We start from the raw sequence: 20567 nt of genomic DNA on the forward strand, positions 1-20567 counted from the left end.
GCAAAACCAAGCAGATCGGATTCTTTGAACGACTCTAAACTGGACTTTAAGAGTTGACTTTACACCGGCCCAAGTTCTAGCCCGAAACGACAGTCACGGGCTGACGGCTCGCCCCTGGCAATTTGGCAGAAGCCGGACAGGCGTTCGGCCAGAACTGGAGCACGACCATGAACTCTCTCCGCCCGATGGCCCGAACCGGCCTCGCCGCCCTTTCCGGCGTCTTCCTGCTGGCAGTTGCCCCGTCGGCCCTCGCCGCCGACGACGCGCCGGACAAGGCCGCGGTTCTCGCGAACTATTCCGACATCGCGCTTGCCGGCTATCAGGACGCGCTGGCTGCGGCGAAGACGCTCGACGAGGCGACCGACGCCCTGATCGCCGATCCCAGCGAAGCGACCCTGAAGGCCGCCCGTGACGCATGGCGCGCTGCCCGGCCGAGCTACCAGGAGACCGAGGCCTTCCGCTTCGGCAATCCGATTGTCGACGACTGGGAAGGCCGCGTGAATGCCTGGCCGCTGGACGAGGGGCTGATCGATTACGTCGCGGGCACCTACGGCACCGAGTCCGACGCGAACAATCTCTACACCGCCAACGTCATCGCCAACCCGTCGATCACCATCGGCGGCGAGACCATCGACGCCTCGACCATCACGCCCGAACTCCTTCAGGACAAGCTGCAGGAAGCCGGCGGCGTCGAGGCGAATGTCGCCACCGGCTACCATGCGGTCGAGTTTCTGCTCTGGGGCCAGGACCTGAACGGCACGGATGCCGGCGCCGGCGAGCGCCCGCACACCGATTTTGCCAGCGGCGACGACTGCACGGGCGGCAATTGCGACCGGCGCGGCCAGTATCTCGACGCGGCCACAGACCTGCTGGTCACCGATCTGGAAGAGATGGTCGGCAATTGGGAAGAGGACGGCGCGGCCCGCAAGGCTCTGCTCGATTCCCCCGAGAACGGCATTTCCGCGATCCTCACCGGCATGGGGTCGCTCTCCTATGGCGAACTGGCCGGCGAGCGCATGAAGCTCGGCCTGCTGCTGCACGATCCGGAGGAGGAGCATGACTGCTTCTCCGACAACACCCACATCTCGCACCTCCACGACGCCATCGGCATTCGCAACGTCTATACCGGCCGCTACGAGCGCACGGACGGAACGATTGTCGAGGGCCCGTCCGTTTCCGACCTCGTTGCCGCCAGCGCGCCGGAGATCGATCAGGAGCTGCGCGCCAAGCTCGACGCGACGGTGTCCGCGATGGAGACGATGGCCAAGGCGGCCGAGGACGGCGAGGCCTACGATCAGCAGATCGGCGAAGGCAACGACGAGGGCAACGCCCGCGTCCAGGCCGCGATCGACGGCCTGGTCGACCAGACCCGCGCCATCGAGCGTGCCGTCGCGGCGCTCGATCTGGGCAATGTCAGCATCGAGGGCTCCGACAGTCTGGACAACGTCAACGCCGTCTTCCAGTAAGCTGCAGCGCCACCGCCGGCGGCCCCAGGGATCGTCGGAGGTGGCCTTGACCGCGCCGACGAGACCCTTCGCCGCAGTGCGGCTGGCGCGATAATCGACAATACCGGGGCGCGGCGGGTTCGCCGCGTCGATATCGGGAGAGGCGAATGCGCTTCGCCGCAGGCATGGCAATCTTCGCGGCGGCGCTGACCGTGCCGCTGGCGCTTCCGATCGGCGCCGCCATCGGGCTGGACCGGCCGGTCCGCGATGACCTGACCCCGAAGGATCTGGCCCGTGTCCGGGTGGTCACGGCCCCGACCAGCGACTTCACCAGACCGGAAGATTTCGAGGCGATGCCCGGCGGTGGCGCGACCTCGACCAAGCTCGTCAATCGCGATTCCTTCAGCCAGGTGTCGGCCAACCAGACCTTCGCCGGCGAAGACCGCTTCAAGCTGGGCAATGCCCTTTTCCGCAAGCTCTGGGTGTCCTCGCCCTCCTCGACCGAGGCGTCCGATGGTCTCGGGCCGCTGTTCAATGCCCGCTCCTGCCAGAGCTGCCATATCAAGGACGGTCGCGGCCGCCCGCCCCGGCCCGGCGAAGACGCGGTCTCCATGTTCCTGCGCCTGTCGGTGCCCCCCTCGACGGAAGAAGAGCGCCGCAAGCTCGCCACGCACGAACTCAGCCGCATTCCCGAGCCAACCTATGGCGGCCAGTTCCAGACCTTCGCCACGCCGGGCCTGAAGCCCGAGGGCCGCGTCGTCATCGACTATGACGAGCGCGACGTCACCCTTGCCGACGGCACCAACGTCTCGCTGCGCCACCCGACCTATTCCGTCGCCGATCTCGCTTATGGGCCGATGGCCGGGAATGTCCTGATGTCGCCGCGGGTCGCCCCGCCGATGATCGGGCTCGGCCTCGTCGAGCAGATCGAGCCCGCCGACATCCTCGCCTTCGCCGACCCGAACGACTCCGATGGCGATGGTATTTCCGGCAAGCCGTCCATGGCGCGTGACCCGAAGACCGGCGAGCCGGTCCTCGCCCGCTTCGGCTGGAAGGCGACCATCCCAACCATAGAGACCCAGACGGCCGAAGCCTTTTCCGGCGACATCGGGATCTCGACACCGCTGGTCACCGATGCCTTCGGCGAATGCTCGATTGCCCAGACCGTCTGCCGCGACGCGCCCTCCGGCGTGCAGCCGCGCCTCGGCGAGGTGGAGGCGCCCGATCCGATCCTCGGGCTCGTCACCTTCTATTCGCAGAATCTCGCGGTCCCGGCCCGGCGCGACGTCGATGCGCCGGAGGTCCTGAAGGGCAAGCAGCTCTTCTACGATGCCGGCTGCGCCGCCTGCCACACGCCGAAATTCGTCACCTCGCGCAATGCCGAGGACAAGGCGCTGCGCTTCCAGCTGATCTGGCCCTATTCCGACTTCCTGCTGCACGACATGGGTGACGGCCTTGCTGACGGCCGCCCGGTGGGCGACGCGAACGGCAAAGAATGGCGCACCCCGCCTCTGTGGGGCATCGGGCTCACCGAGACCGTCAACGGCCACACGATGTTTCTGCACGACGGCCGCGCCCGCAATCTGACCGAAGCGATCCTGTGGCATGGCGGCGAAGGCCAGGCCGCGCGCGACGCCTATGCTGCGATGGACAAGGCCGACCGCGACGCGCTGCACGCTTTCCTGGAGTCCCTATGATCGCCTCTCTGTCCCGCCGCGCGCTTGTCGGCCTTGCGCTCCTGTTTGCCGGCGCCACGGCCTCGCACGGCCAGGAGGACGGCACGGCCGAGCCGTCCCGCGCGACGGAGGCCGAGAAACTGGCGGTCGTCGCCAACGCCATCGACGGCTTCATCCGGCCCGGCTATGCGCGATTCCACGACCACGCCGCGGCCGCCGCGAGCGCCATGGATAGTCTCTGCAGCGAACCGGGCGACACCACGCTGCAGGACGCCCGCGACCGCTTCGCCGATCTCGCGGCGAGCTGGTCGCGCATCGAGTTCGTCCGCTTCGGCCCGGTCATGGACGACAACCGGCTGGAGAAGATCCTGTTCTTCCCCGACCGCCGCGGCATCGCCCTCCGCCAGATCCAGGGCATTCTCGGCGGCGAGGACGAGACAGCGACCACGCAGCAGCGCCTCGCCGACAAGTCGGTCGCCGTCCAGGGGCTGGGTGCGCTGGAATTCGTCCTGCACGGGACGGATGCCGAGACGCTCGCAACGGATCGGGGCGGCTTTCGCTGCATCTACGGCCGCGCCATCGCCCGCAACCTTTCCTCCATCGCCGGCGAACTCGACGCCGCCTGGTCCCCGGACGCTGGTATAGCCGCCCGCCTGACGGCGCCGGACGCCGCCGATCCGGCCTGGCGCAGCGCCGAGGATTCGCTGCAGGAAATCGTCGGCATCTTCATTCATGGCTTCGAGGCGATCCGCGACCTGCGGCTGCGCCCGGCAATGGGCGAAAGCGCCGAGGCTGCGAAGCCCAATCTCTTCCTGTTTCGTCGCTCCGAACTCGCGCTGGCGTCCCTGCGCGCCAATTTCGCCGGCATGAACGACCTTTTCGCCGCATCGAAGCTCGCTGCCCTCCTGCCCGCGCCGCAGGCCTATCTGGCAGATTCGATCCTGTTCGAATTCGCCAACGCCGACCGCACCCTGTCCGAACTCGCGCCGCCGCTGACGGACGTCGCAAGCGAACCCGACAAGCGTCAGGGGCTGACCTATCTCCTGATCGTCACCGACAGTTTGCAGAGCCAGTTCGCCGAACAGGTCTCGCCCATTCTCGGCCTGTCCGCCGGCTTCTCGGCCCTCGACGGCGATTGAGGGGCGCTCACGCCGAACCAACGCAGGCGCTGCCCATGGCAGGCGCCGGGAATTGTCTCATGTCCATCCGCCCGCATCCCGCCAGCCGCGGCATCCTTCTCGACCGTCGGCGCTTTCTCGCCGGTGCCGGAGCCGCCTTCGTCGGGGGCTTGACTGCCCGTTCTGCCGCTGCACTTGAGCGAACCGACGCCCTGTTCGGCGCCTCCTGCCGCCGGCCGGACGGCAGCTATGGCTGTGCGATCTTTTCCGAGCGCGGCGAGATCGTCTCGACCGTCTCCCTGCCCGATCGCGGCCACGACGTCGCCTACGATCCCGTCCGTCGCCGCGCGGTGGTCTTCGCCCGCCGCCCGCGCACCTTCGCCATCGTCTTCGATCCCGTCAGTGGCGAGACACTCCAGACCCTGACCTCGATCGAAGGCCGGCATTTCTTCGGCCACGGCTTCTTCTCGCCCGACGGCGCGCTGATGTACGCCACCGAAAACAACTACGACGCGGCGCACGGCGTGATCGGGGTCTACGACGTCGCGGCCGGCTACCGGCGCATCGGCGAGTTCGATTCCCACGGCATGGACACCCACGAGGCGCTGCTGATGCCCGACGGAGAGACCATCGTCGTCGCCAATGGCGGCATCGAGACCCACCCCGATTACGGCCGGCAGAAACTGAACCTTGCCACCATGGAGCCGTCCATCGCCTTCATCGATCGGCGCAGCGGCGACCTTCTCGACCGGCAGCTGCTGCCCTCGCATCTGCACAAGCTGTCGCTGCATCACATCGCCGTCGATGCGCAGCACCGGGTCTGGTTCGGCGGCCAGTATCAGGGCGCATCCGGCGACGCGCCGCCGCTGGTGGGCTTTGCCGAAGCCGGCAGGCCGTTGGCCCTCACCGCCATGCCGGAAACCGATCTCGCCGGCCTCGGCAATTATATCGGCTCGGTCGCCACCAGCCGCGACGGCGCCCGCGTCGCGGTCTCCTCGCCGGTCGGCAATACGATGCTGATCCTCGAGGCCGCCACGGGCGACATCCTCTCCCGCCATGCCCTGCGCGACGGCTGCGGCCTCGCCGCTGCCGGTTCCGGCTTCATGGCGACCAGCGGCGCCGGCGACATCGTCCGTCTCGAAGACGACGACACCCCGACCCGGGCCGACCTCGAATGGGACAACCACATCCTGACGCTTGACGCGGTGGGCTGACCCGGCGGACGATCCTCCTTCGCAATCAAGGAGGTCACGTCCATGTCCCTGCTCGTTCCCGTCATCCTCGGCTCGGTGCGCACCGAACGGCAGGGCATCAAGGCGGCGAAATTCGTCATCGCGAAGCTGCGCGAACGTGGGCACGAACCGGTGCTGGTCGACCCGATGGAGCTCGACCTGCCGCTCCTCGACAGGATGTACAAGGAATATCCGCGCGGCGAGGCACCGGAGAAGCTGGAGCGGCTGGCCGACCTCTATCGGCGGGCCGACGGCTTCGTCGTCGTCAGCGCCGAATACAACCAGTCGGTTCCGCCGGCGCTGAAGAACACGCTCGACTATTTTCTCGAGGAGTATTTCTGGCGCCCCTCGACGATCGTCTCCTATTCCGCCGGCCGGTTCGGCGGCGTCAGGGCGGCGATCGCGCTGCGCCCGATCCTCGCGGAAATGGGCATGCCCAGCCTGCCGTCGATCCTCGCCATTCCCTCCATCGGCAAGTCGCTGGGCGAGGACGGCGCCGCCACGGAGGACTGGATCGACCGCTCGGCTGCAAAATGGCTCGACGAATTCGAATGGTACGCCACGGCGCTGAAGGCCAAGCGCGAGGCCGACGGCACCCCGTCCTGAGCCAGGCCGGCAGTAACTTCCCCTCGTCATCGCACTCTGCCATGATCGCCCCGGATGCAGGGCCATGGTCGGGAGACGGACGATGCCGGGTCGGCTGACATTCTACCACAATCCACGCAGCCGGGCCGCGATGGTCCGGTGGATGCTCGAGGAAGTCGGCGCCGAGCACGACATCGTGCCGATCGATTTCGAAGCGGGCGACAATCGCCGCCCGGACTTCCTGACAATCAATCCCATGGGCAAGATCCCGGCGCTGGTGCTGGACGACGGCACCGTGATCACCGAGACGCCCGCCATCATCGCCTGGCTCGCCGATGCCTATCCCGCCGCCGGCCTCGCGCCCCGTCAGGACCGCCCCGAGCGCGGCAGCTATTATCGCTGGCTGTTCTTCGGCGGAAGCTGCTTCGAACCGGCGCTGACCGAGACGATGATGCGCAAGGATGCCGTCCCCCTGTCGAAATCCACCGTCGGGTGGGGCTGCTACAACGACGTGATCGACACGCTGGAAGCCGCATTGTCGCGCGGCCCCTACCTGCTGGGGGAGCATTTCTCCGCCGCCGATCTCTATATCGGCGCGCAATTGAGCTGGGCGGGCATGATCGGCGCACCCCGTATCGGCGACAGCACGCCCATCCAGGCCTATGTCGAGCGAGTCATCGACCGCGACGCCTTCCGGCGGTCGATGCGTCCGCTCTGACCCGTCTCACACCGCCGGAGCGCGGCTCGCCTCGGCCAGGAACGTCCAGACATAATCGGCGAAGGATCGCCAGCACTCGATCTCGAAGCGCTGTTCGCCGGTCCGCCACAACACAATCTCCGCCTTCGACAGCACCGTGCGGCTGCAGGCCCCGACCGGAAAACTGACCGGCCGGATATCCTGCGGACAGCCGGCGGCAACGACCGCTTCGGCGGCCGGCCCGTGGGCCACGATCGCGACATTGCGATGGGAAATATCGACCACGGCGATACCGGAGACCGCGACGAGCGACTCGGCCAAGGGCCCATCCGACGCGGCGAGGGATTCCGCCGCCTCGCTCTCGTCAATAATCAGCCATTCGTCCGGTCCGAGCCAGAGCGCCGATACGCCGCCCTGCCGGGCGCTCGTCTTCGGCCGCACGGGCAGTTCCAGGCCGAGCGCGGTACCGGCGACGGCGATGGCATCGCCCCTCGCCCGCAGGATCAGACGGCGGCGTGGCGCGGCCGGAACCAGCGTCACGCCGGGCCCGCTGGCCTGGCGACCGTCGAGCGGCGAGAGCCGCCGCGGCATGTCGCCGGTCCTGCCGGCCCCATGCGCCGGCGTTGCCCCCTTCGGTCCATCCGTCTGCGCATCAACCATGCAGTCGCTCCCCGTCCGGATCGAAGAACACCGGCTCCGTCACTTCCACCGCGATCGTCTCCGTAGGCATGGGCACGTAGAGGGTCTGGCCCACCAGCCTGCGCCCGTCCTTGACCATCGCCAGCGCGATGGACCGCCCCAGCGTCTGCGAGCGATAGGCCGAGGTCACATGGCCGAGCATCGTCATCGGCACGCGCTGGTTCAGGTCGGCAACGAGCTGCGCGCCCTCTTCCAGAACCGTCAGCGGATTGGCGGTCTTCAGGCCGACAAGCTGCTTGCGGCCCGGGCCCGAGAGGTCCGGTCGCTCCAGCCCGCGCTTGCCGACGAAATCCGCCTTCTTGCGCGACACCGCCCACGCCATGCCGGCGTCGGCCGGCGTTACCGTCCCGTCCGTCTCCTGGCCGACGATGATGTAGCCCTTCTCGGCCCGCAGCACATGCATGGCCTCGGTGCCGTAGGGCTCGACGCCCAGGCTGCGTCCCCGTTCGCGCAACGCATCCCAGACGCTGCGGCCGTAATCCGAAGGCACGTTGATCTCGAAGCCGAGCTCGCCGGTGAAGGACACCCGGAACAGCCGGCAGGGCAGACCCATGAAGCGGCATTCGGCGACGGACATATGCGCGAAGGCGTCCGGCCCGATGTCCAGCCCTTCGACGAAGGGCGCGATCAGGTCCCGCGCCCGCGGCCCCTGCACGGCGATCACCGCCCATTGCTCGCTGATCGAGCTTGTCCAGACTGCCATCTCCGGGAATTCGGTCTGGCGGTAATCCTCCATGAGGTTGAGCACGCGCGGCGCACCGCCCGTCGTCGTGGTGACGTGAAAGCGGTCCTCGGCGATCTTCGCAACGATGCCGTCGTCGATGATGAAGCCGGCCTCGTTCAGCATCAGCGCATAGCGGCACTTGCCCACGGCGAGCCGCGACAGCGGCGTCGCATACATCAGATCGAGAAACGCTCCCGCATCGGGGCCGACCAGTTCGATCTTGCCGAGCGTCGAGGCATCGAAGAGACCCGCCGCCTCGCGCACTGCGCGGCATTCGCGGTCCACCGCCGCGTGCTTGTCGGCGCCGCGCGGGAAATACCAGGCGCGCTTCCACATGCCGACATCCTCGAAGACCGCGCCGTCTGCCGCCGCGCTCTCGTGGATCGGCGTCTGCCGGGTCGGATCAAACAATGCCCCCTGTGCAAAGCCCGCAATGGTGCCGAAGGACACCGGCGTGAAGGGCGCGCGGAAGGTGGTCAGCCCCACCTCCGGCATTGGCCGGCTGAGTGTCTCGGCCGCGACCCCAAGCCCGTGAATGTTCGACGTCTTGCCCTGGTCAGTCGCCATCCCGGTGGTGGTGAAGCGCTTGATATGCTCGACCGACCGGAAACCCTCGGCGACCGCGAGACGGATGTCGCGGGCCGTCACGTCGTTCTGGAAGTCGACAAAGGCCTTCACGGCCTTGCCTGGACCGGCCGCCGGCGTCGCCCCGGCCATGCCGCCCCCGAACCCGGCCGCGCCGTCAACCGTGACCGACTCCGCCGCAGCGTCATCACCGCCAGCGGCGGCGCGACCGGCGCGGCGTGCGCCCGCAATGGTTTCGGCGAGATCGAACTGGCCGGCAGCCGCCCCGACGCTGACGCAGGCCTGCACCGGCTCGGAGGGCACATAGGCCTGCAGGTCGGCGTCGAAGGCGAGCTTGCCGCGCGATTGCGAGAACAGATGCACCGACGGCGTGAAGCCGCCCGACATCAGCAGCGCATCGCAGTCGAAGCTGCGATTGTCGTGGCCCGAGCGCAGCTCCTCGATGGTGATCCCGCGGATCCGGCGCCGGCCGCGTACGCTCTTCACGCCATAGCCGCAGAGCACCTCGATGCCCTCAGCCCGCGCTGCGCCCGTAAGACCCGCCCCCGGTTCGTCGCGCAGATCGACGATGGCCGGCACGTCCACACCGGCGCGCTTCAGATCCAGCGCCGTGGCATAGGCGGCGTCATGGGCTGTGAAGACGCAGACCCGCTCGCCCACCGCGACGCCGTAATGGTTGAGATAGAGCCGCGCCGCACCTGCCAGCATGATTCCCGGCCGGTCGTTGTCCGGAAACACCAGCGGCCGCTCGATGGAGCCGGTCGCCAGCACCACCTGTTTCGCCCGCACCTGCCACAGCCGCTCGCGCGGCAGGGCCGGGTCAGGCTGCGCCAGATGCTCGGTCACCTGTTCGCAGAGCGCGACCATGTTGTGATTGTAATAGCCGAAGGCGGTGGTGCGGGGCATCACCCGCACATTCGGCATCGCCGCGAGACGGGCCACCGCATCGGCGACCCAGTCCATCGCCGGCACGCCGTCGATCGTCGTGCCGCTTTCGGCCCGCAGCCAGCCGCCGAAACCGGCATTCTCGTCGCAGATCAGGACGCTTGCCCCGCTCGCGCCGGCCTCGAGCGCCGCGGCAAGACCCGCTGCGCCCCCGCCCGCAACGAGCACGTCCACATGCGCGAAGCGATTGGCGTAAGTGTCGGTGTCGGGCGCATCCGGCGCCCGGCCAAGCCCCGCGGCGGCCCGGATATAGGGCTCGTAGACCCGGTGCCAGAAGGTCTTCGGCCACATGAAGGTCTTGTAGTAGAAGCCCGCCGTCAGGAAGCGCGAGAACAGACCGTTGACGGCGCCGACATCGAAATCGAGCGACGGCCAGCGATTCTGGCTGACGGCCTCCAGCCCGTCATGGAGCGGCTGCATGGTGGCGCGGATATTGGGCGTGCGCCGTGCCGCGTCGCGGCGGATCTCGACCAGCGCATTGGGCTCCTCCGGCCCCGAGCCGACGATGCCGCGCGGCCGGTGATACTTGAACGAGCGGCCGGTCAGATGGATGCCGTTCGCCAGCAGCGCCGAGGCCAGCGTGTCGCCTTCGCGGCCCGCATAGCGCTGGTCGTCGAAGCTGAAGGCAATGCGCCGGGCATTGCCGAGACGGCCGGCCTCGGGAAGTCGCCGCGACGTCATTGGCCCGTCTCCCTGCCACCGACATTGAGCCCGTCGGCGCCGATGGTTGCCGGCGTGGCGCCCGCGCCGAGAGGATCGAGGGCAAGGCCATGCTCGGCGGCGATGTCCGGCTTCGGCTCGCCGGCCTTGTAGAAGGCGAGAAACCGGTCGGACACGGAATGCCGGGCGGCGTTGAAGAAGCGACCGCAGCCATGCACATGCCGCCAGCGCTCGAACACCACGCCGCGCGTGTTGGTGCGCAGATAAAGGGATTCCGCGACCGCCCGCCCGGCGTCGAGCTCCGCGGAGGGCCGCGCGATATGCGCTTCGCCGGCATGGCGGAACTCCGGTTCCGGCCGGTCGTCCTCGCAATAGGGGCAGTGGATCAGCAGCATCGTCCGCCTTTCCGCGCTAGTGGGCGACGGCGGCCGCGGCCGCCTCGTCGATGAAGCGCCCGGTCTCGTAGCGGTCGAGGCTGAAGGCGGCATTGATGGGATGCGGCTCGTCCCGCGCGATCGTGTGGGCGAAGACATGCCCGGAGCCCGGCGTCGCCTTGAAGCCGCCGGTGCCCCAGCCGCAATTGACGTAGAGCCCCGGCACGGGCGTCTTCGACAGGATCGGCGAGCGGTCCGGCGTCACGTCGACGATGCCGCCCCAGGTCCGCAGCATCCGCATGCGCCGGAAGATCGGGAACATCTCGGCGATCGCGTCGAGCGTGTGGTTGAAGATCGAGAGGCTGCCGGTCTGCGAATAGGACGGATACTGGTCGGTGCCCGCCCCGATCACCAGCTCGCCCTTGTCCGACTGGGAGACATAGGCGTGGACGGTGTTCGACATCACCACGCAGGGAAAGCACGGCTTCACCGGCTCGGAGACCACCGCCTGGAGCGGGAAGCTCTCGATCGGCATGCGCACGCCGGCCATGTCCATGACGACGGAGGTGTTGCCCGCCGCCACGACGCCGACCTTGCGGGCGCCGATGAAACCGCGCGAGGTCTCGACGCCCGCCACACGGCCGTCGGCGCTGCGCCGGATGCCGGTGACCGTGGTGTTCTGGAGGACATGCACGCCGCGGGCCGAGGCCGCGCGGGCATAGCCCCAGGCGACGGCGTCATGCCGGGCGGTGCCGCCGCGCCGTTGCAATGCGCCGCCGATCACCGGATAGCGCGTGTTCGTCGAGATGTTCAGCGGCGGGCAATAGGCCTTGCACTCGTCCGGCGTCAGCCATTCGTTGTCGACGCCGTTCAGCCGGTTGGCGTGAATGTGGCGCTGGGCGCCCTGCCGGTCGTGCTCGTTGTGCGACAGCATCAGGACGCCGCGGGGCGAGAACATGACGTTGTAATTGAGGTCCTGGGAGAGGCCCTCCCACAGATTGACCGCGTGGTCGTAGAGCGCGGCGGATTCGTCATAGAGATAGTTGGAGCGGATGATCGTGGTGTTGCGGCCGGTGTTGCCCCCGCCGAGCCAGCCCTTCTCGATCACCGCGATGTCGGTGATGCCGTGCTCCTTGGCGAGATAATAGGCCGTGGCCAGCCCATGGCCGCCGGCGCCGACGATGACCACGTCGTAGGTCTTGCGCGGTTCGGGCGAGGCCCATTGCTCGGTCCAGCCGGAATGGCTGCGCATCGCTTCGCGTGCCAGCGCAAAGGCCGAAAATCGTCGCATAATTCGCCCCGCATCCGAATGGCGCACGATCAAGGACACCGTCCGCCCGTCAGGTGTAGCGCCGCCCTGCCCGCTGGAGCAATGGCCGCACTCCTCATGTCTAGCGGGGATCGCGCCGCACCATGCTCCGATTGCGACGGCCGGTGACGCAGCGACGAAATGCCGGCGGCGACGGCGCGGGGTCCGCGATCGCCGCCGGCCCTGGCGCTCTTACATCACCGGTCGGCGGGACCGGCCGACGAAACCGCCGGCCGCGCCGACCAGCAGCCCGAGCAGCAATGCGACGAAGGCACCGAAGGAGGCGGAGGACACCACCTGCGCCGCCTCGGCCGCGGCGCGCCGGGCATCGCGCTGCGCCTCGTCGAAACGCTGCTGGAACGCCTGCAGCCGCTGGCGCGCCTGCGCCGTCGGGATGCCCGCTCCGTCGGCAATCGCCTGCACGGCGGCCGTGCGCTCGTCGGACGTGGCATCCTCGGCAAGTCCGGCGGCGATCGTCGTCACCGCGCCGGCAAGATCGACAGACCCGGCCGGCGCAGCGGGGCTCGCTACATTCGCCTCACCGTCGCCCGCCACGCCGTCTTCGCCGTCAGGTCCTGCGGCGTCGGTCGCCGCCTGCGGGGCCGGGGCGGCCGCCGCGCGATCGAGAAGCTGCGCGACCTCGCGGCGGATCGGATCGGGAAGCCCCGAATCCGATCGCGGTGCGGCCGTGGCGGCGGCCTGGGTCAGCCCCTGAATCGAGCTGCCGATCGCACCGAAGGCGCCGCCCACCACGGCCGAGGCACCGCTGGTCAGGAGAAACACCACCACCAGCGTGGAAGTGGCCCAGGTGATGACGCCGTGCAGAACTGCATCGGTTCGAGAGACGCTGCCGGACAGGCGGCCGGCAGTATAGGCGCCGACGAACAGGCCGATCAGGACCACCGCGATGGTCCACAGCCCCCCGGCGGACAGGAGCGCACCTGCATCCCCGGCGGCGGCAGCCTCGATGCTGGAAAGGCCGATGCCCAGGCCCAGCAGGCCGAGCATGAACTGCAGCGCCATCGCCAGCAGCGAACCCGCGACGATCGCCCCCCAGGAGATGCGCGGCAAGGCCTGTGCAGAGGCCGAAGCCATTGTCCGCTCGCGTCGAATGTCACTCATGTTATGTTGTGTCCCGCTCAGGTGGCCTAGGGTCAGTTTCGCAACCCTAGGCAATTTTGCACTGCACTTGAAGCAGCGAAGGCTGCGCGGGCGCATATACTCTTGGTGGATACGATATCCATCGTGAAATCGCGATTGCCTGCCGGCCCCTGTTCTGGGGCGGACACGGCGAGACCGATGCAACATGGCCGGAACACCGGCGGGTGGGCGAAAGGACGGAGAAACCAGGAATGAACGGATTTCCACGCAAGCTCGCCATCGGCCTCGCCGCCGGCCTCATCGCCGTATCGGCCACGGGATCTGCCGCGGCAAACAGCGATACGCCCCGGATCGCACTCGCCAACATCTACTATCTCGATACGTCCGGCGAGCCGGGCGACAGGACGGCGGAACATGCCGCACGGATCGCGCTGTTCGAATCGAAACTCGGCGAGGGCCTCGCCGACCGCGCTGCCTACGAGGTCGTCGCGCTGACCTGCGGCCAGCCCGAATGCAGCGTCGGCACGCTCAGTGTCGAAAAGGCGGTCGAGGCCGCGGCGGCGCTCGAGGTGGACTATCTCCTGCTCGGGGCCTTCCAGAAGGTCTCGACGCTTGTCGGCATGGGCCGCGTCGACATCATCGACATCGAGGATCGCAGGGACGTCTTCAGCCGCGTCCTCTCGTTTCGCGGCGACACCGACGAGGCCTTCGTCAGGGTCGCCGACTTCGTGGTGACGAATGTCTCCCAGGCCGATTTCGATGCCGCTGGCCCCGGTCCCGCCGGCGCTGCGAACCGCTGACGCGATTCGGCACGGCCAGTGTGGCCGGACGACCTCGACAAGAAGGCGATCATCTGCTATCGGCCAGCGCGCTTCGAAGCAACACGCTCCGCGGCACAGCTTTTCTCGTCCCTATACGGCCCGTCCACACTTCAGAAACGGAACACCCCTGTGCAGGTAGTTGTACGCGACAACAACGTCGACCAGGCGCTTCGCGCGCTCAAGAAGAAGATGCAGCGCGAAGGAATCTTCCGCGAAATGAAGATGCGCGGCGCGTTCGAGAAGCCCTCCGAGAGGCGGGCCCGCGAGAAGGCCGAGGCGGTCCGCCGCAGCCGCAAGCTGGCCCGCAAGCAGGCCCAGCGCGAAGGCCTGCTGGCCGGCGGCCGCGTTCACTAAGCAGCCGTAATTTCGACCGTTTTGGCGATTCAAGTGCGGCGGCCGGCCTCCGGCCGCCGCCTTTCGTCGTTTGCGGCGCAACCGCATGCATGGCATAGGACAGTTCGGTTTGCCGTCGCGCGGGGCGAGCGTCCCAGGCGATCCGAACGTCCGAACCGTCTCTTGAGGAACAGTCCGTCGATGCCGCAGCTTTCCCACCCGATCGCCCTTCACCCGGCCGACCATTGCGCGCCGCATGAACCCGCCGGTCGCGCGGCTGGACTTCTGCGGGCAACCGCGGCGCTCGGGCTGATCGCGATTCTCTCCGCCTGCCAGACCGCCGACGGCCCCGCCGTGACCGCGATCGCGCTCGACCAGAACCAGGGTCTCGAGCAGAACCTGGCTTCGCTCAGCCAGACGGTGGACGCCAATCCGCGGGACCCCGAAGCCTACAATGTGCGCGGCACCGCCTATGGCCGCGCCGGCAACTACAAGGCCGCGATCGCCGATTTCACCATGGCGTTGCAGCTCGACCCGAATTTCCATCAGGCCTATGCCAACCGCGCGCTGGTCTACCGTCAGACCAACGAGCCGCTGAAGGCCGTCGAGGACTACAACGCCGCCCTGCGGATCAACCCGAACTACGATTCCGCCTATATCGGCCGTGGCAATGTCTACCGCGTGGCCGGTCGCAACCGCGAGGCGCTGGCCGACTTCCAGCGCGCCATCGACCTGAACACCACAGACCCGCGCGCCTATCACAATCGCGGCCTGCTCTATCAGAAGGACGGCCAGCACAAGCAGGCGATCGAGGACTTCTCGACGGCCATCTCGCTGCAGGCCAACGCCTCGGAGCCCTATTCGGGACGCGGCGTCTCCTATCTCGCCCTCGGCGACGAGGAGAATGCCTTCACCGACTTCAATACCGCCCTGAAGCTCGACGACACCAAGGCCGAGTACTGGACCAACCAGGCGCTGGTCTATGAGCGGCGCGGCGAGACCAAGCGCGCCTTCCAGTCCTATGCGCGCGGCGCGCAGATCGACCCTAAATACGTGCCGGCCAAGGACGGCATGGCCCGCACGCGCGGCGGCAACGCCGCCTGATCAATACGAAGCCCGGCCGCGCAAGCGGTCGGGCCGGCTCTCCCCGGCGATCGGGAGAGCGTCCGTGACCTCCGCGATCACGGCCATTTCAAAATGACATCATCCGTCACGGAACAGGAAGGCTCCTGCGCTGTTCTCCCCGGCGAACGGGACAGAACAATGCAAGGAATGCCCTTATGATTTCCAGAATTTCGAGCCTCGCCATCGCAGCCACGCTCGCCGCGGCACCGTTCGCCGCAACCTCCGCCCAGGCGGCAGAAGTGAAGGCCGGCGTGCTCGGCTGCCACAGCGACGGCGCGACGGGCTTCATCGTCGGATCCTCCGAGGATCTGGTCTGCGAGTTCACGCCGGCCGGTGACGGCCCCGTCGAGCTCTATGCCGCGACCCTCGACACCTTCGGCCTCGATGTCGGCGTCACCGGCCGCACGGTCATGACCTGGGCCGTCGTCACGGCCGACGGCTACACCTACCAGCCGAACGGCCTCCAGGGCACCTATGTCGGCGCCACGGCGGATGCCTCGACCATCGTCGGCGGCGGTGCCAACGTGCTCGTCGGCGGCGCGCAGGACAGCTATTCGCTGCAGCCGGTCAGCGTCCAGGCGCAGGAAGGCATTAACGCCGCGATCGGCGTGTCGAAGTTCACGCTGACGCCGGCCGAGCCGGTCGTCACCGAGCCGGCCACGGTCGCGGTTCCGGCCGTCCCGGCAGGCCCGGGCGAAGTCCGCCCGAAGTAAGCCGCCCGACCCACGGTCCAGAAACGGAAAAGGCCCTGCCGGCATCGCCGGCAGGGCCTTTTCACATGGGCAGAGCGAAGGGTCGCGAAGACCCTAGTCGTTCAGCGACTTGACGATGTCCTCGACCATCTTCTTGGCGTCCGAGAACAGCATCATCGTGTTGTCCTTGTAGAACAGCGTGTTGTCGATGCCGGCATAGCCGGAGCCGAGCGAGCGCTTGATGAACAGGCAGGTCTGCGCCTGGTCGACGTTCAGGATCGGCATGCCGTAGATCGGCGAGGCCTTGTCGTCGCGCGCCGCCGGGTTGGTCACGTCGTTGGCGCCGATGACGAAGGCGACGTCGGTCTGGGCAAACTCGGAGTTGATGTCCTCCAGCTCGAACACGTCGTCATAGGGCACGTTGGCTTCTGCCAGGAGCACGTTCATGTGCCCGGGCATGCGGCCCGCCACCGGATGGATGGCGTATTTCACCTCGACGCCCTCTTCCTTCAGCTTGTCGGCCATTTCGCGCAGCGCGTGCTGGGCCTGTGCCACCGCCATGCCGTAGCCCGGGACGATGATGACCCGGCCGGCATTCTTCATCAGATAGGCAGCGTCCTCTGCCGAGCCCTGCTTGACCGTGCGGTCGCCCAGATCGTCGGCCCCGGCCGGACCGCTCTCGCCGCCGAAGCCGCCGAGAATGACCGAGATGAACGACCGGTTCATGCCCTTGCACATGATGTAGGACAGGATGGCGCCGGACGAGCCGACCAGCGCACCGGTGATGATCAACGCCAGGTTCTGCAACGTGAAGCCGATGCCCGCGGCGGCCCAACCCGAATAGGAGTTGAGCATCGAGACGACCACCGGCATGTCGGCGCCGCCGATCGGCACGATCAGCAGCACGCCGAGCGCCAGCGCCACCAGGACGATCAGCCAGAACATCACGTGGCTCTCGGTCACGGCAAAGCCGATGACCAGCGCCACCATGACCACGCCGAGCGCGATGTTGATGAGATGGCGCGACGGCAGCATGATCGGCTTGCCGCTCATCCGGCCGTCGAGCTTCAGGAAGGCGATGATGGAGCCCGTGAAGGTAATCGCACCGATCGCCACGCCGATCGACATCTCGACCAGCGCCTGGCCGTGAATGGCGCCGACCGTGCCGATGCCGATGGCTTCCGGCGCATAGAGCGCCGCGGCGGCGACCATCACGGCGGCCAGACCGACCAGCGAGTGGAAGGCTGCGACGAGCTGCGGCATCGCCGTCATCGGAATGCGCTTGGCGACGATCGCGCCGCCGGCACCGCCGATGGCGATACCCAGCACGATCAGCACCAGGCTACCGAAGGACGGACCGGCCAGAAGCAGCGTGGTGACGATGGCAATGGCCATGCCGACCATGCCGAACATGTTGCCCTGACGACTGGTCGTCGGGTGGGAAAGGCCCCGCAGCGCGAGGATGAAGAGCACCCCCGAGACGAGGTACAGGAAGGCGGCGAAATTCTCTGTCATCGGTCGCTACCGCCTCACTTTTCTTTTTTCTTGTACATCGCCAGCATGCGCTGGGTGACGAGGAAGCCGCCGAAGATGTTCACCGACGCCAGGATCAGCGCGATGAAGCCGAAGGTCGTCGCGATGCCCGAGGCGGAGATGCCGACGGCGAGGATCGCGCCGACGATGATCACCGAGGAGATGGCGTTGGTGACCGACATCAGCGGCGTGTGCAGCGCCGGGGTCACCGACCAGACCACGTAGTAGCCGACGAAGATCGCCAGGACGAAGATCGCCAGGTGAAAGACGAAGGGATCGATGCCGGACACGGCATGGCCGACGGCGCCTGCCGCCTCGCCATAGCCTTCGCCGAGCATGCGTTCGACACCGGTGCGCGCGTCGCGGATGGCAACACTGGCATCGTTCAGACGCTGCAGCGTCGCCTGAGCGGTTTCCTCGGCCATTACGCCTCTCCCCCTTCGGTCTTCTCTGCCGCGTCACTTGCCGGCGTGGCAGGTGCGGCCGGCGCCTCGGCGGCGGCGAAGTTCGGATGCACGACCTTGCCGTCGCGGGTCAGCAGCGTCGCCTGCACCAGCTGATCGTCGAAGTCGATCTTCAGCGCCTTGGTTTCCTTGTCGATCATCGTCTCGAGGAAGGTCGCGAGGTTCTTGGCATAGAGCAGCGAGGCGCTCGCCGCGATGCGACCCGGGACGTTGAGATGGCCGATGATCTTGGCCGGCCCGACCTGCGTGACGGTGCCAGCTTCGGCACCCTCGATATTGCCGCCGCGCTCGACGGCGAGATCGACGAGCAGCGATCCCGGCTTCATCGATTCCACCATCGCACGGGTCACGAGGCGCGGTGCCGGCCGGCCCGGGATGAGTGCCGTGGTGATCACCACGTCCTGCTTGGAGATGTGCGATGCGACGAGCTCGGCCTGCTTGGCCTGATACTCCTTCGACATCTCCTTGGCGTAGCCGCCGGCAGTCTCGGCGGCCTTGAACTCGTCGTCCTCGACGGCGATGAACTTGCCGCCCAGGGACTCGACCTGCTCCTTCGCCGCCGGCCGCACGTCGGTGGCCGTGACGATGGCGCCGAGGCGCTTGGCGGTCGCGATGGCCTGCAGACCGGCAACGCCGGCGCCCATGACGAAGACGCGCGCGGCCGGAACTGTGCCCGCCGCAGTCATCATCATCGGAAAGGCCCGGTCGAACTCGGCCGCCGCGTCGATCACCGCCTGGTAGCCGGCGAGATTGGCCTGCGACGACAGGATGTCCATGGACTGGGCGCGGGTGATGCGCGGCATGAACTCCATGGCGAAGGCGAGGACGCCGGCCTCGGCCATGGCCTTGACCTCATCGTCGCGGCCATAGGGGTCCATCGCGGCAATGACCAGCGCGCCCGACTTGTATGACTTCAGCTCATCGGCCGACGGGCGGCGGACCTTCAGCACGACATCGGCGTCGCCGGCATCAGCGGTCGAACCGATGGTGGCGCCGGCGGCCTCGAAGGCCGCGTCGGTAATACGCGAATCGGCGCCCGCGCCGGTTTCCACGACGACCGTGGCGCCCAGACCGGTGAGTTTCTTCACCGTGTCGGGCGAGGCAGCGACACGGGGCTCGCCCGCCTCGCGCTCCTTTGGCACGAACAGTTTCAACGCGTAGGCCTCCCGGAATTGTATTCAGTCATGGGGCAGCCGGCGCGCGGATCGCACCGCTGGCTGCCCGAAGTCGCAACGATCGTCTCAGGCGACGAAGTAGGCGATCACCATGAGGGCGATGAAGGTGCCGAAACCGCCGATGAAGCCACCGCCGGCGAGCAGGCCGACGAGCATACCAAGCATGATCGCGATGACGGCGATCGAGCCCCACTTGGTCGCGACGAGGAAGCCCTCATAGGTCCGCTCGTGCTCGGGATAATCCATCTCGGCCGGATGATCGGTGTCGTAGGTCGGCAGGCCTGCCATTCGAAATTCTCCTGATCGTCAGTCGCTCGGCACATACACGATCCCGCCACAATGTGGCAATGGCAACCGCAATGCAGCATGATCATCCACCGATGCGAAAGCGACCCCTTCCACCTGCGACGGGCTCCGCAACCAAGCGACTGGCATACAAAAATGGCCGGCGCCCGAAGACGCCGGCCATGACGATCGCGGTTGCAATCGGCTGAGAGAGATCAGGCGACCTTGCGGTCCTCGTGACGCCCCTCTTCCACTTCTTCGATGATCTTGGCGACGAAGGCCGGGATGTCGCCCGGGTTGCGCGAGGTGATCAGCGCCTCGTGGACGACGACCTCCTGGTCGAGCCAGTTGCCGCCGGCGTTCTTCACGTCGGTCTTGATCGAGTTGTAGGAGGTGATGTCGCGGCCGCGCACGACGTCCGCCTCGATCAGCAGCCACGGTGCATGGCAGATCGCGGCGAGCGGCTTCTTGGAGTTGAAGAACTCGCGCACGAAGCTGACCACCTTCGGGTCGGCGCGCAGGGCGTCCGGGTTGATCTGGCCGCCCGGCAGGACCAGTGCGTCATAGTCGGTCACGCGCACTTCCGAGAGCGTCTTGTCGACCGTGATCTCCTTGTCCCAGTGATCCTGGTCCCAGCCCTTGATGGTGCCGGATTTCGAGGAGATCACATGAACCTCGGCGCCGGCTTCCTTCAGCTTGGCCAACGGTTCGGTCAGTTCCACCTGCTCGAAGCCGTCGGTGGCCAGAATGGCGATCTTGGATTCCTTGATGCTTGGCATGGTCGTGTCCCTTTCATTCGGCCGAGCGCCGACACGCCATCCTTGAGGGAAAGGCTGCGGACCGGCTCGGCGAGATGTGACGTTCCCCCACCAAACGGGGCCTGGGGCGCCAAGTTCCGCTACTCAACGATCCTGAACGTGTCCGGTGCGTTGAAGATCAGCGAACACGTCTTGGCGTGCAGCGATGTTCCCGCGATAAGCTGTAAGAGG

20 protein-coding genes are annotated in these 20567 nt (G+C 67.4%); 10 read left to right on the forward strand and 10 right to left on the reverse strand.

Translation table 11 applies throughout. The features are described from left to right. The first annotated feature begins 167 nt into the window (after positions 1–167). The 6 genes from H536_RS0102840 (at position 168) to H536_RS0102865 (ending at position 6774) form a co-directional block, all read left to right on the forward strand. Positions 168–1466 (forward strand): imelysin family protein, encoded by a 1299-nt coding sequence (locus H536_RS0102840; RefSeq protein ID WP_081651791.1) that lies wholly within the window; start codon positions 168–170, stop codon positions 1464–1466. Between the two features lie 146 nt (positions 1467–1612). Continuing rightward, positions 1613–3142 (forward strand): di-heme oxidoreductase family protein, encoded by a 1530-nt coding sequence (locus H536_RS0102845; protein WP_024349023.1) that lies wholly within the window; start codon positions 1613–1615, stop codon positions 3140–3142. Then, positions 3139–4260 (forward strand): imelysin family protein, encoded by a 1122-nt coding sequence (locus H536_RS0102850; protein ID WP_024349024.1) that lies wholly within the window; start codon positions 3139–3141, stop codon positions 4258–4260. The genes H536_RS0102845 and H536_RS0102850 overlap by 4 nt, the downstream gene beginning before the upstream one ends. Positions 4261–4319: 59 nt before the next feature. Next, positions 4320–5453, forward strand: a complete 1134-nt coding sequence (locus H536_RS0102855) for a DUF1513 domain-containing protein (RefSeq protein WP_024349025.1) — start codon at positions 4320–4322, stop codon at positions 5451–5453. A 42-nt stretch (positions 5454–5495) separates the two neighbouring features. Then, complete coding sequence (locus tag H536_RS0102860) at positions 5496–6077, forward strand: NADPH-dependent FMN reductase (protein WP_024349026.1); 582 nt, start codon at positions 5496–5498, stop codon at positions 6075–6077. Positions 6078–6159: 82 nt separating this feature from the next. Then, positions 6160–6774, forward strand: coding sequence for a glutathione S-transferase family protein (locus tag H536_RS0102865; protein ID WP_024349027.1), 615 nt, complete (start codon positions 6160–6162; stop codon positions 6772–6774). Positions 6775–6780: 6 nt separating this feature from the next. On the opposite strand, the gene H536_RS0102870 is transcribed toward H536_RS0102865, so the two are convergent. The 5 genes from H536_RS0102870 to H536_RS0102890 form a co-directional block, all read right to left on the reverse strand. Beyond that, on the reverse strand, positions 6781–7344 hold the full coding sequence (locus H536_RS0102870; RefSeq protein ID WP_024349028.1) for a sarcosine oxidase subunit gamma: 564 nt from the start codon (positions 7342–7344) through the stop codon (positions 6781–6783). Positions 7345–7405: 61 nt separating this feature from the next. Beyond that, complete coding sequence (locus tag H536_RS0102875) at positions 7406–10387, reverse strand: sarcosine oxidase subunit alpha family protein (protein ID WP_024349029.1); 2982 nt, start codon at positions 10385–10387, stop codon at positions 7406–7408. Then, complete coding sequence (locus H536_RS0102880) at positions 10384–10761, reverse strand: sarcosine oxidase subunit delta (RefSeq protein ID WP_024349030.1); 378 nt, start codon at positions 10759–10761, stop codon at positions 10384–10386. Before H536_RS0102880 ends, H536_RS0102875 begins: the two co-directional genes overlap by 4 nt. A 16-nt stretch (positions 10762–10777) precedes the next feature. Next, on the reverse strand, positions 10778–12031 hold the full coding sequence (locus H536_RS0102885; RefSeq protein ID WP_024349031.1) for a sarcosine oxidase subunit beta family protein: 1254 nt from the start codon (positions 12029–12031) through the stop codon (positions 10778–10780). A 210-nt stretch (positions 12032–12241) separates the two neighbouring features. Next, positions 12242–13171 carry a hypothetical protein gene (locus H536_RS0102890; RefSeq protein ID WP_155898365.1) on the reverse strand — a complete coding sequence of 310 codons (930 nt, stop codon included), beginning with the start codon at positions 13169–13171 and terminating at the stop codon, positions 12242–12244. A 230-nt stretch (positions 13172–13401) separates the two neighbouring features. On the opposite strand from H536_RS0102890, the gene H536_RS0102895 reads away from it, so the two are divergent. The 4 genes from H536_RS0102895 (at position 13402) to H536_RS0102915 (ending at position 16142) form a co-directional block, all read left to right on the forward strand. Then, entirely contained in the window at positions 13402–13950 is a 549-nt protein-coding gene (locus tag H536_RS0102895; RefSeq protein WP_024349033.1) for a DUF2380 domain-containing protein, read from the forward strand. Positions 13951–14100: 150 nt separating this feature from the next. Further along, positions 14101–14325 carry a 30S ribosomal protein S21 gene (gene rpsU, locus H536_RS0102900; RefSeq protein ID WP_029702632.1) on the forward strand — a complete coding sequence of 75 codons (225 nt, stop codon included), beginning with the start codon at positions 14101–14103 and terminating at the stop codon, positions 14323–14325. Between the two features lie 180 nt (positions 14326–14505). Then, the gene (locus tag H536_RS0102905) at positions 14506–15408 is read left to right on the forward strand and encodes a tetratricopeptide repeat protein (RefSeq protein ID WP_228238072.1); all 903 of its coding nucleotides are present in this window, start codon (positions 14506–14508) and stop codon (positions 15406–15408) included. 176 nt (positions 15409–15584) lie between these two features. Next, positions 15585–16142 (forward strand): DUF992 domain-containing protein, encoded by a 558-nt coding sequence (locus H536_RS0102915; protein ID WP_024349034.1) that lies wholly within the window; start codon positions 15585–15587, stop codon positions 16140–16142. A gap of 93 nt (positions 16143–16235) precedes the next feature. On the opposite strand, the gene H536_RS0102920 is transcribed toward H536_RS0102915, so the two are convergent. The 5 genes from H536_RS0102920 to H536_RS0102940 all read right to left on the reverse strand — a co-directional run bounded on the left by H536_RS0102920 (position 16236) and on the right by H536_RS0102940 (position 20357). After that, on the reverse strand, positions 16236–17636 hold the full coding sequence (locus H536_RS0102920; protein ID WP_024349035.1) for an NAD(P)(+) transhydrogenase (Re/Si-specific) subunit beta: 1401 nt from the start codon (positions 17634–17636) through the stop codon (positions 16236–16238). A 14-nt stretch (positions 17637–17650) separates the two neighbouring features. Beyond that, on the reverse strand, positions 17651–18079 hold the full coding sequence (locus tag H536_RS0102925) for an NAD(P) transhydrogenase subunit alpha part 2 (RefSeq protein WP_024349036.1): 429 nt from the start codon (positions 18077–18079) through the stop codon (positions 17651–17653). Further along, positions 18079–19272, reverse strand: coding sequence for a Re/Si-specific NAD(P)(+) transhydrogenase subunit alpha (locus H536_RS0102930; protein ID WP_024349037.1), 1194 nt, complete (start codon positions 19270–19272; stop codon positions 18079–18081). The genes H536_RS0102925 and H536_RS0102930 overlap by 1 nt, the downstream gene beginning before the upstream one ends. An 87-nt stretch (positions 19273–19359) precedes the next feature. Beyond that, on the reverse strand, positions 19360–19581 hold the full coding sequence (locus tag H536_RS0102935; RefSeq protein WP_024349038.1) for an aa3-type cytochrome c oxidase subunit IV: 222 nt from the start codon (positions 19579–19581) through the stop codon (positions 19360–19362). Between the two features lie 212 nt (positions 19582–19793). Then, positions 19794–20357 (reverse strand): type 1 glutamine amidotransferase domain-containing protein, encoded by a 564-nt coding sequence (locus H536_RS0102940; RefSeq protein ID WP_024349039.1) that lies wholly within the window; start codon positions 20355–20357, stop codon positions 19794–19796. Positions 20358–20567 lie beyond the last annotated feature (210 nt).

Origin of the sequence: Aurantimonas coralicida DSM 14790 (assembly GCF_000421645.1) — a bacterium.
GTDB classification, from domain to species: Bacteria; Pseudomonadota; Alphaproteobacteria; order Rhizobiales; family Rhizobiaceae; genus Aurantimonas; species Aurantimonas coralicida.

What these genes read in the sequence shown, in the direction of transcription:
- H536_RS0102840 (WP_081651791.1), top strand. Translation starts at nt 168, where the DNA reads ATGAACTCTCTCCGCCCGATGGCCCGAACCGGCCTCGCCGCCCTTTCC.
- H536_RS0102845 (WP_024349023.1), top strand. Translation starts at nt 1,613, where the DNA reads ATGCGCTTCGCCGCAGGCATGGCAATCTTCGCGGCGGCGCTGACCGTG.
- H536_RS0102850 (WP_024349024.1), top strand. Translation starts at nt 3,139, where the DNA reads ATGATCGCCTCTCTGTCCCGCCGCGCGCTTGTCGGCCTTGCGCTCCTG.
- H536_RS0102855 (WP_024349025.1), top strand. Translation starts at nt 4,320, where the DNA reads ATGTCCATCCGCCCGCATCCCGCCAGCCGCGGCATCCTTCTCGACCGT.
- H536_RS0102860 (WP_024349026.1), top strand. Translation starts at nt 5,496, where the DNA reads ATGTCCCTGCTCGTTCCCGTCATCCTCGGCTCGGTGCGCACCGAACGG.
- H536_RS0102865 (WP_024349027.1), top strand. Translation starts at nt 6,160, where the DNA reads ATGCCGGGTCGGCTGACATTCTACCACAATCCACGCAGCCGGGCCGCG.
- H536_RS0102870 (WP_024349028.1), bottom strand. Translation starts at nt 7,344, where the DNA reads ATGCCGCGGCGGCTCTCGCCGCTCGACGGTCGCCAGGCCAGCGGGCCC.
- H536_RS0102875 (WP_024349029.1), bottom strand. Translation starts at nt 10,387, where the DNA reads ATGACGTCGCGGCGACTTCCCGAGGCCGGCCGTCTCGGCAATGCCCGG.
- H536_RS0102880 (WP_024349030.1), bottom strand. Translation starts at nt 10,761, where the DNA reads ATGCTGCTGATCCACTGCCCCTATTGCGAGGACGACCGGCCGGAACCG.
- H536_RS0102885 (WP_024349031.1), bottom strand. Translation starts at nt 12,031, where the DNA reads ATGCGACGATTTTCGGCCTTTGCGCTGGCACGCGAAGCGATGCGCAGC.
- H536_RS0102890 (WP_155898365.1), bottom strand. Translation starts at nt 13,171, where the DNA reads ATGAGTGACATTCGACGCGAGCGGACAATGGCTTCGGCCTCTGCACAG.
- H536_RS0102895 (WP_024349033.1), top strand. Translation starts at nt 13,402, where the DNA reads ATGAACGGATTTCCACGCAAGCTCGCCATCGGCCTCGCCGCCGGCCTC.
- H536_RS0102905 (WP_228238072.1), top strand. Translation starts at nt 14,506, where the DNA reads ATGCCGCAGCTTTCCCACCCGATCGCCCTTCACCCGGCCGACCATTGC.
- H536_RS0102915 (WP_024349034.1), top strand. Translation starts at nt 15,585, where the DNA reads ATGATTTCCAGAATTTCGAGCCTCGCCATCGCAGCCACGCTCGCCGCG.
- H536_RS0102920 (WP_024349035.1), bottom strand. Translation starts at nt 17,636, where the DNA reads ATGACAGAGAATTTCGCCGCCTTCCTGTACCTCGTCTCGGGGGTGCTC.
- H536_RS0102925 (WP_024349036.1), bottom strand. Translation starts at nt 18,079, where the DNA reads ATGGCCGAGGAAACCGCTCAGGCGACGCTGCAGCGTCTGAACGATGCC.
- H536_RS0102935 (WP_024349038.1), bottom strand. Translation starts at nt 19,581, where the DNA reads ATGGCAGGCCTGCCGACCTACGACACCGATCATCCGGCCGAGATGGAT.
- H536_RS0102940 (WP_024349039.1), bottom strand. Translation starts at nt 20,357, where the DNA reads ATGCCAAGCATCAAGGAATCCAAGATCGCCATTCTGGCCACCGACGGC.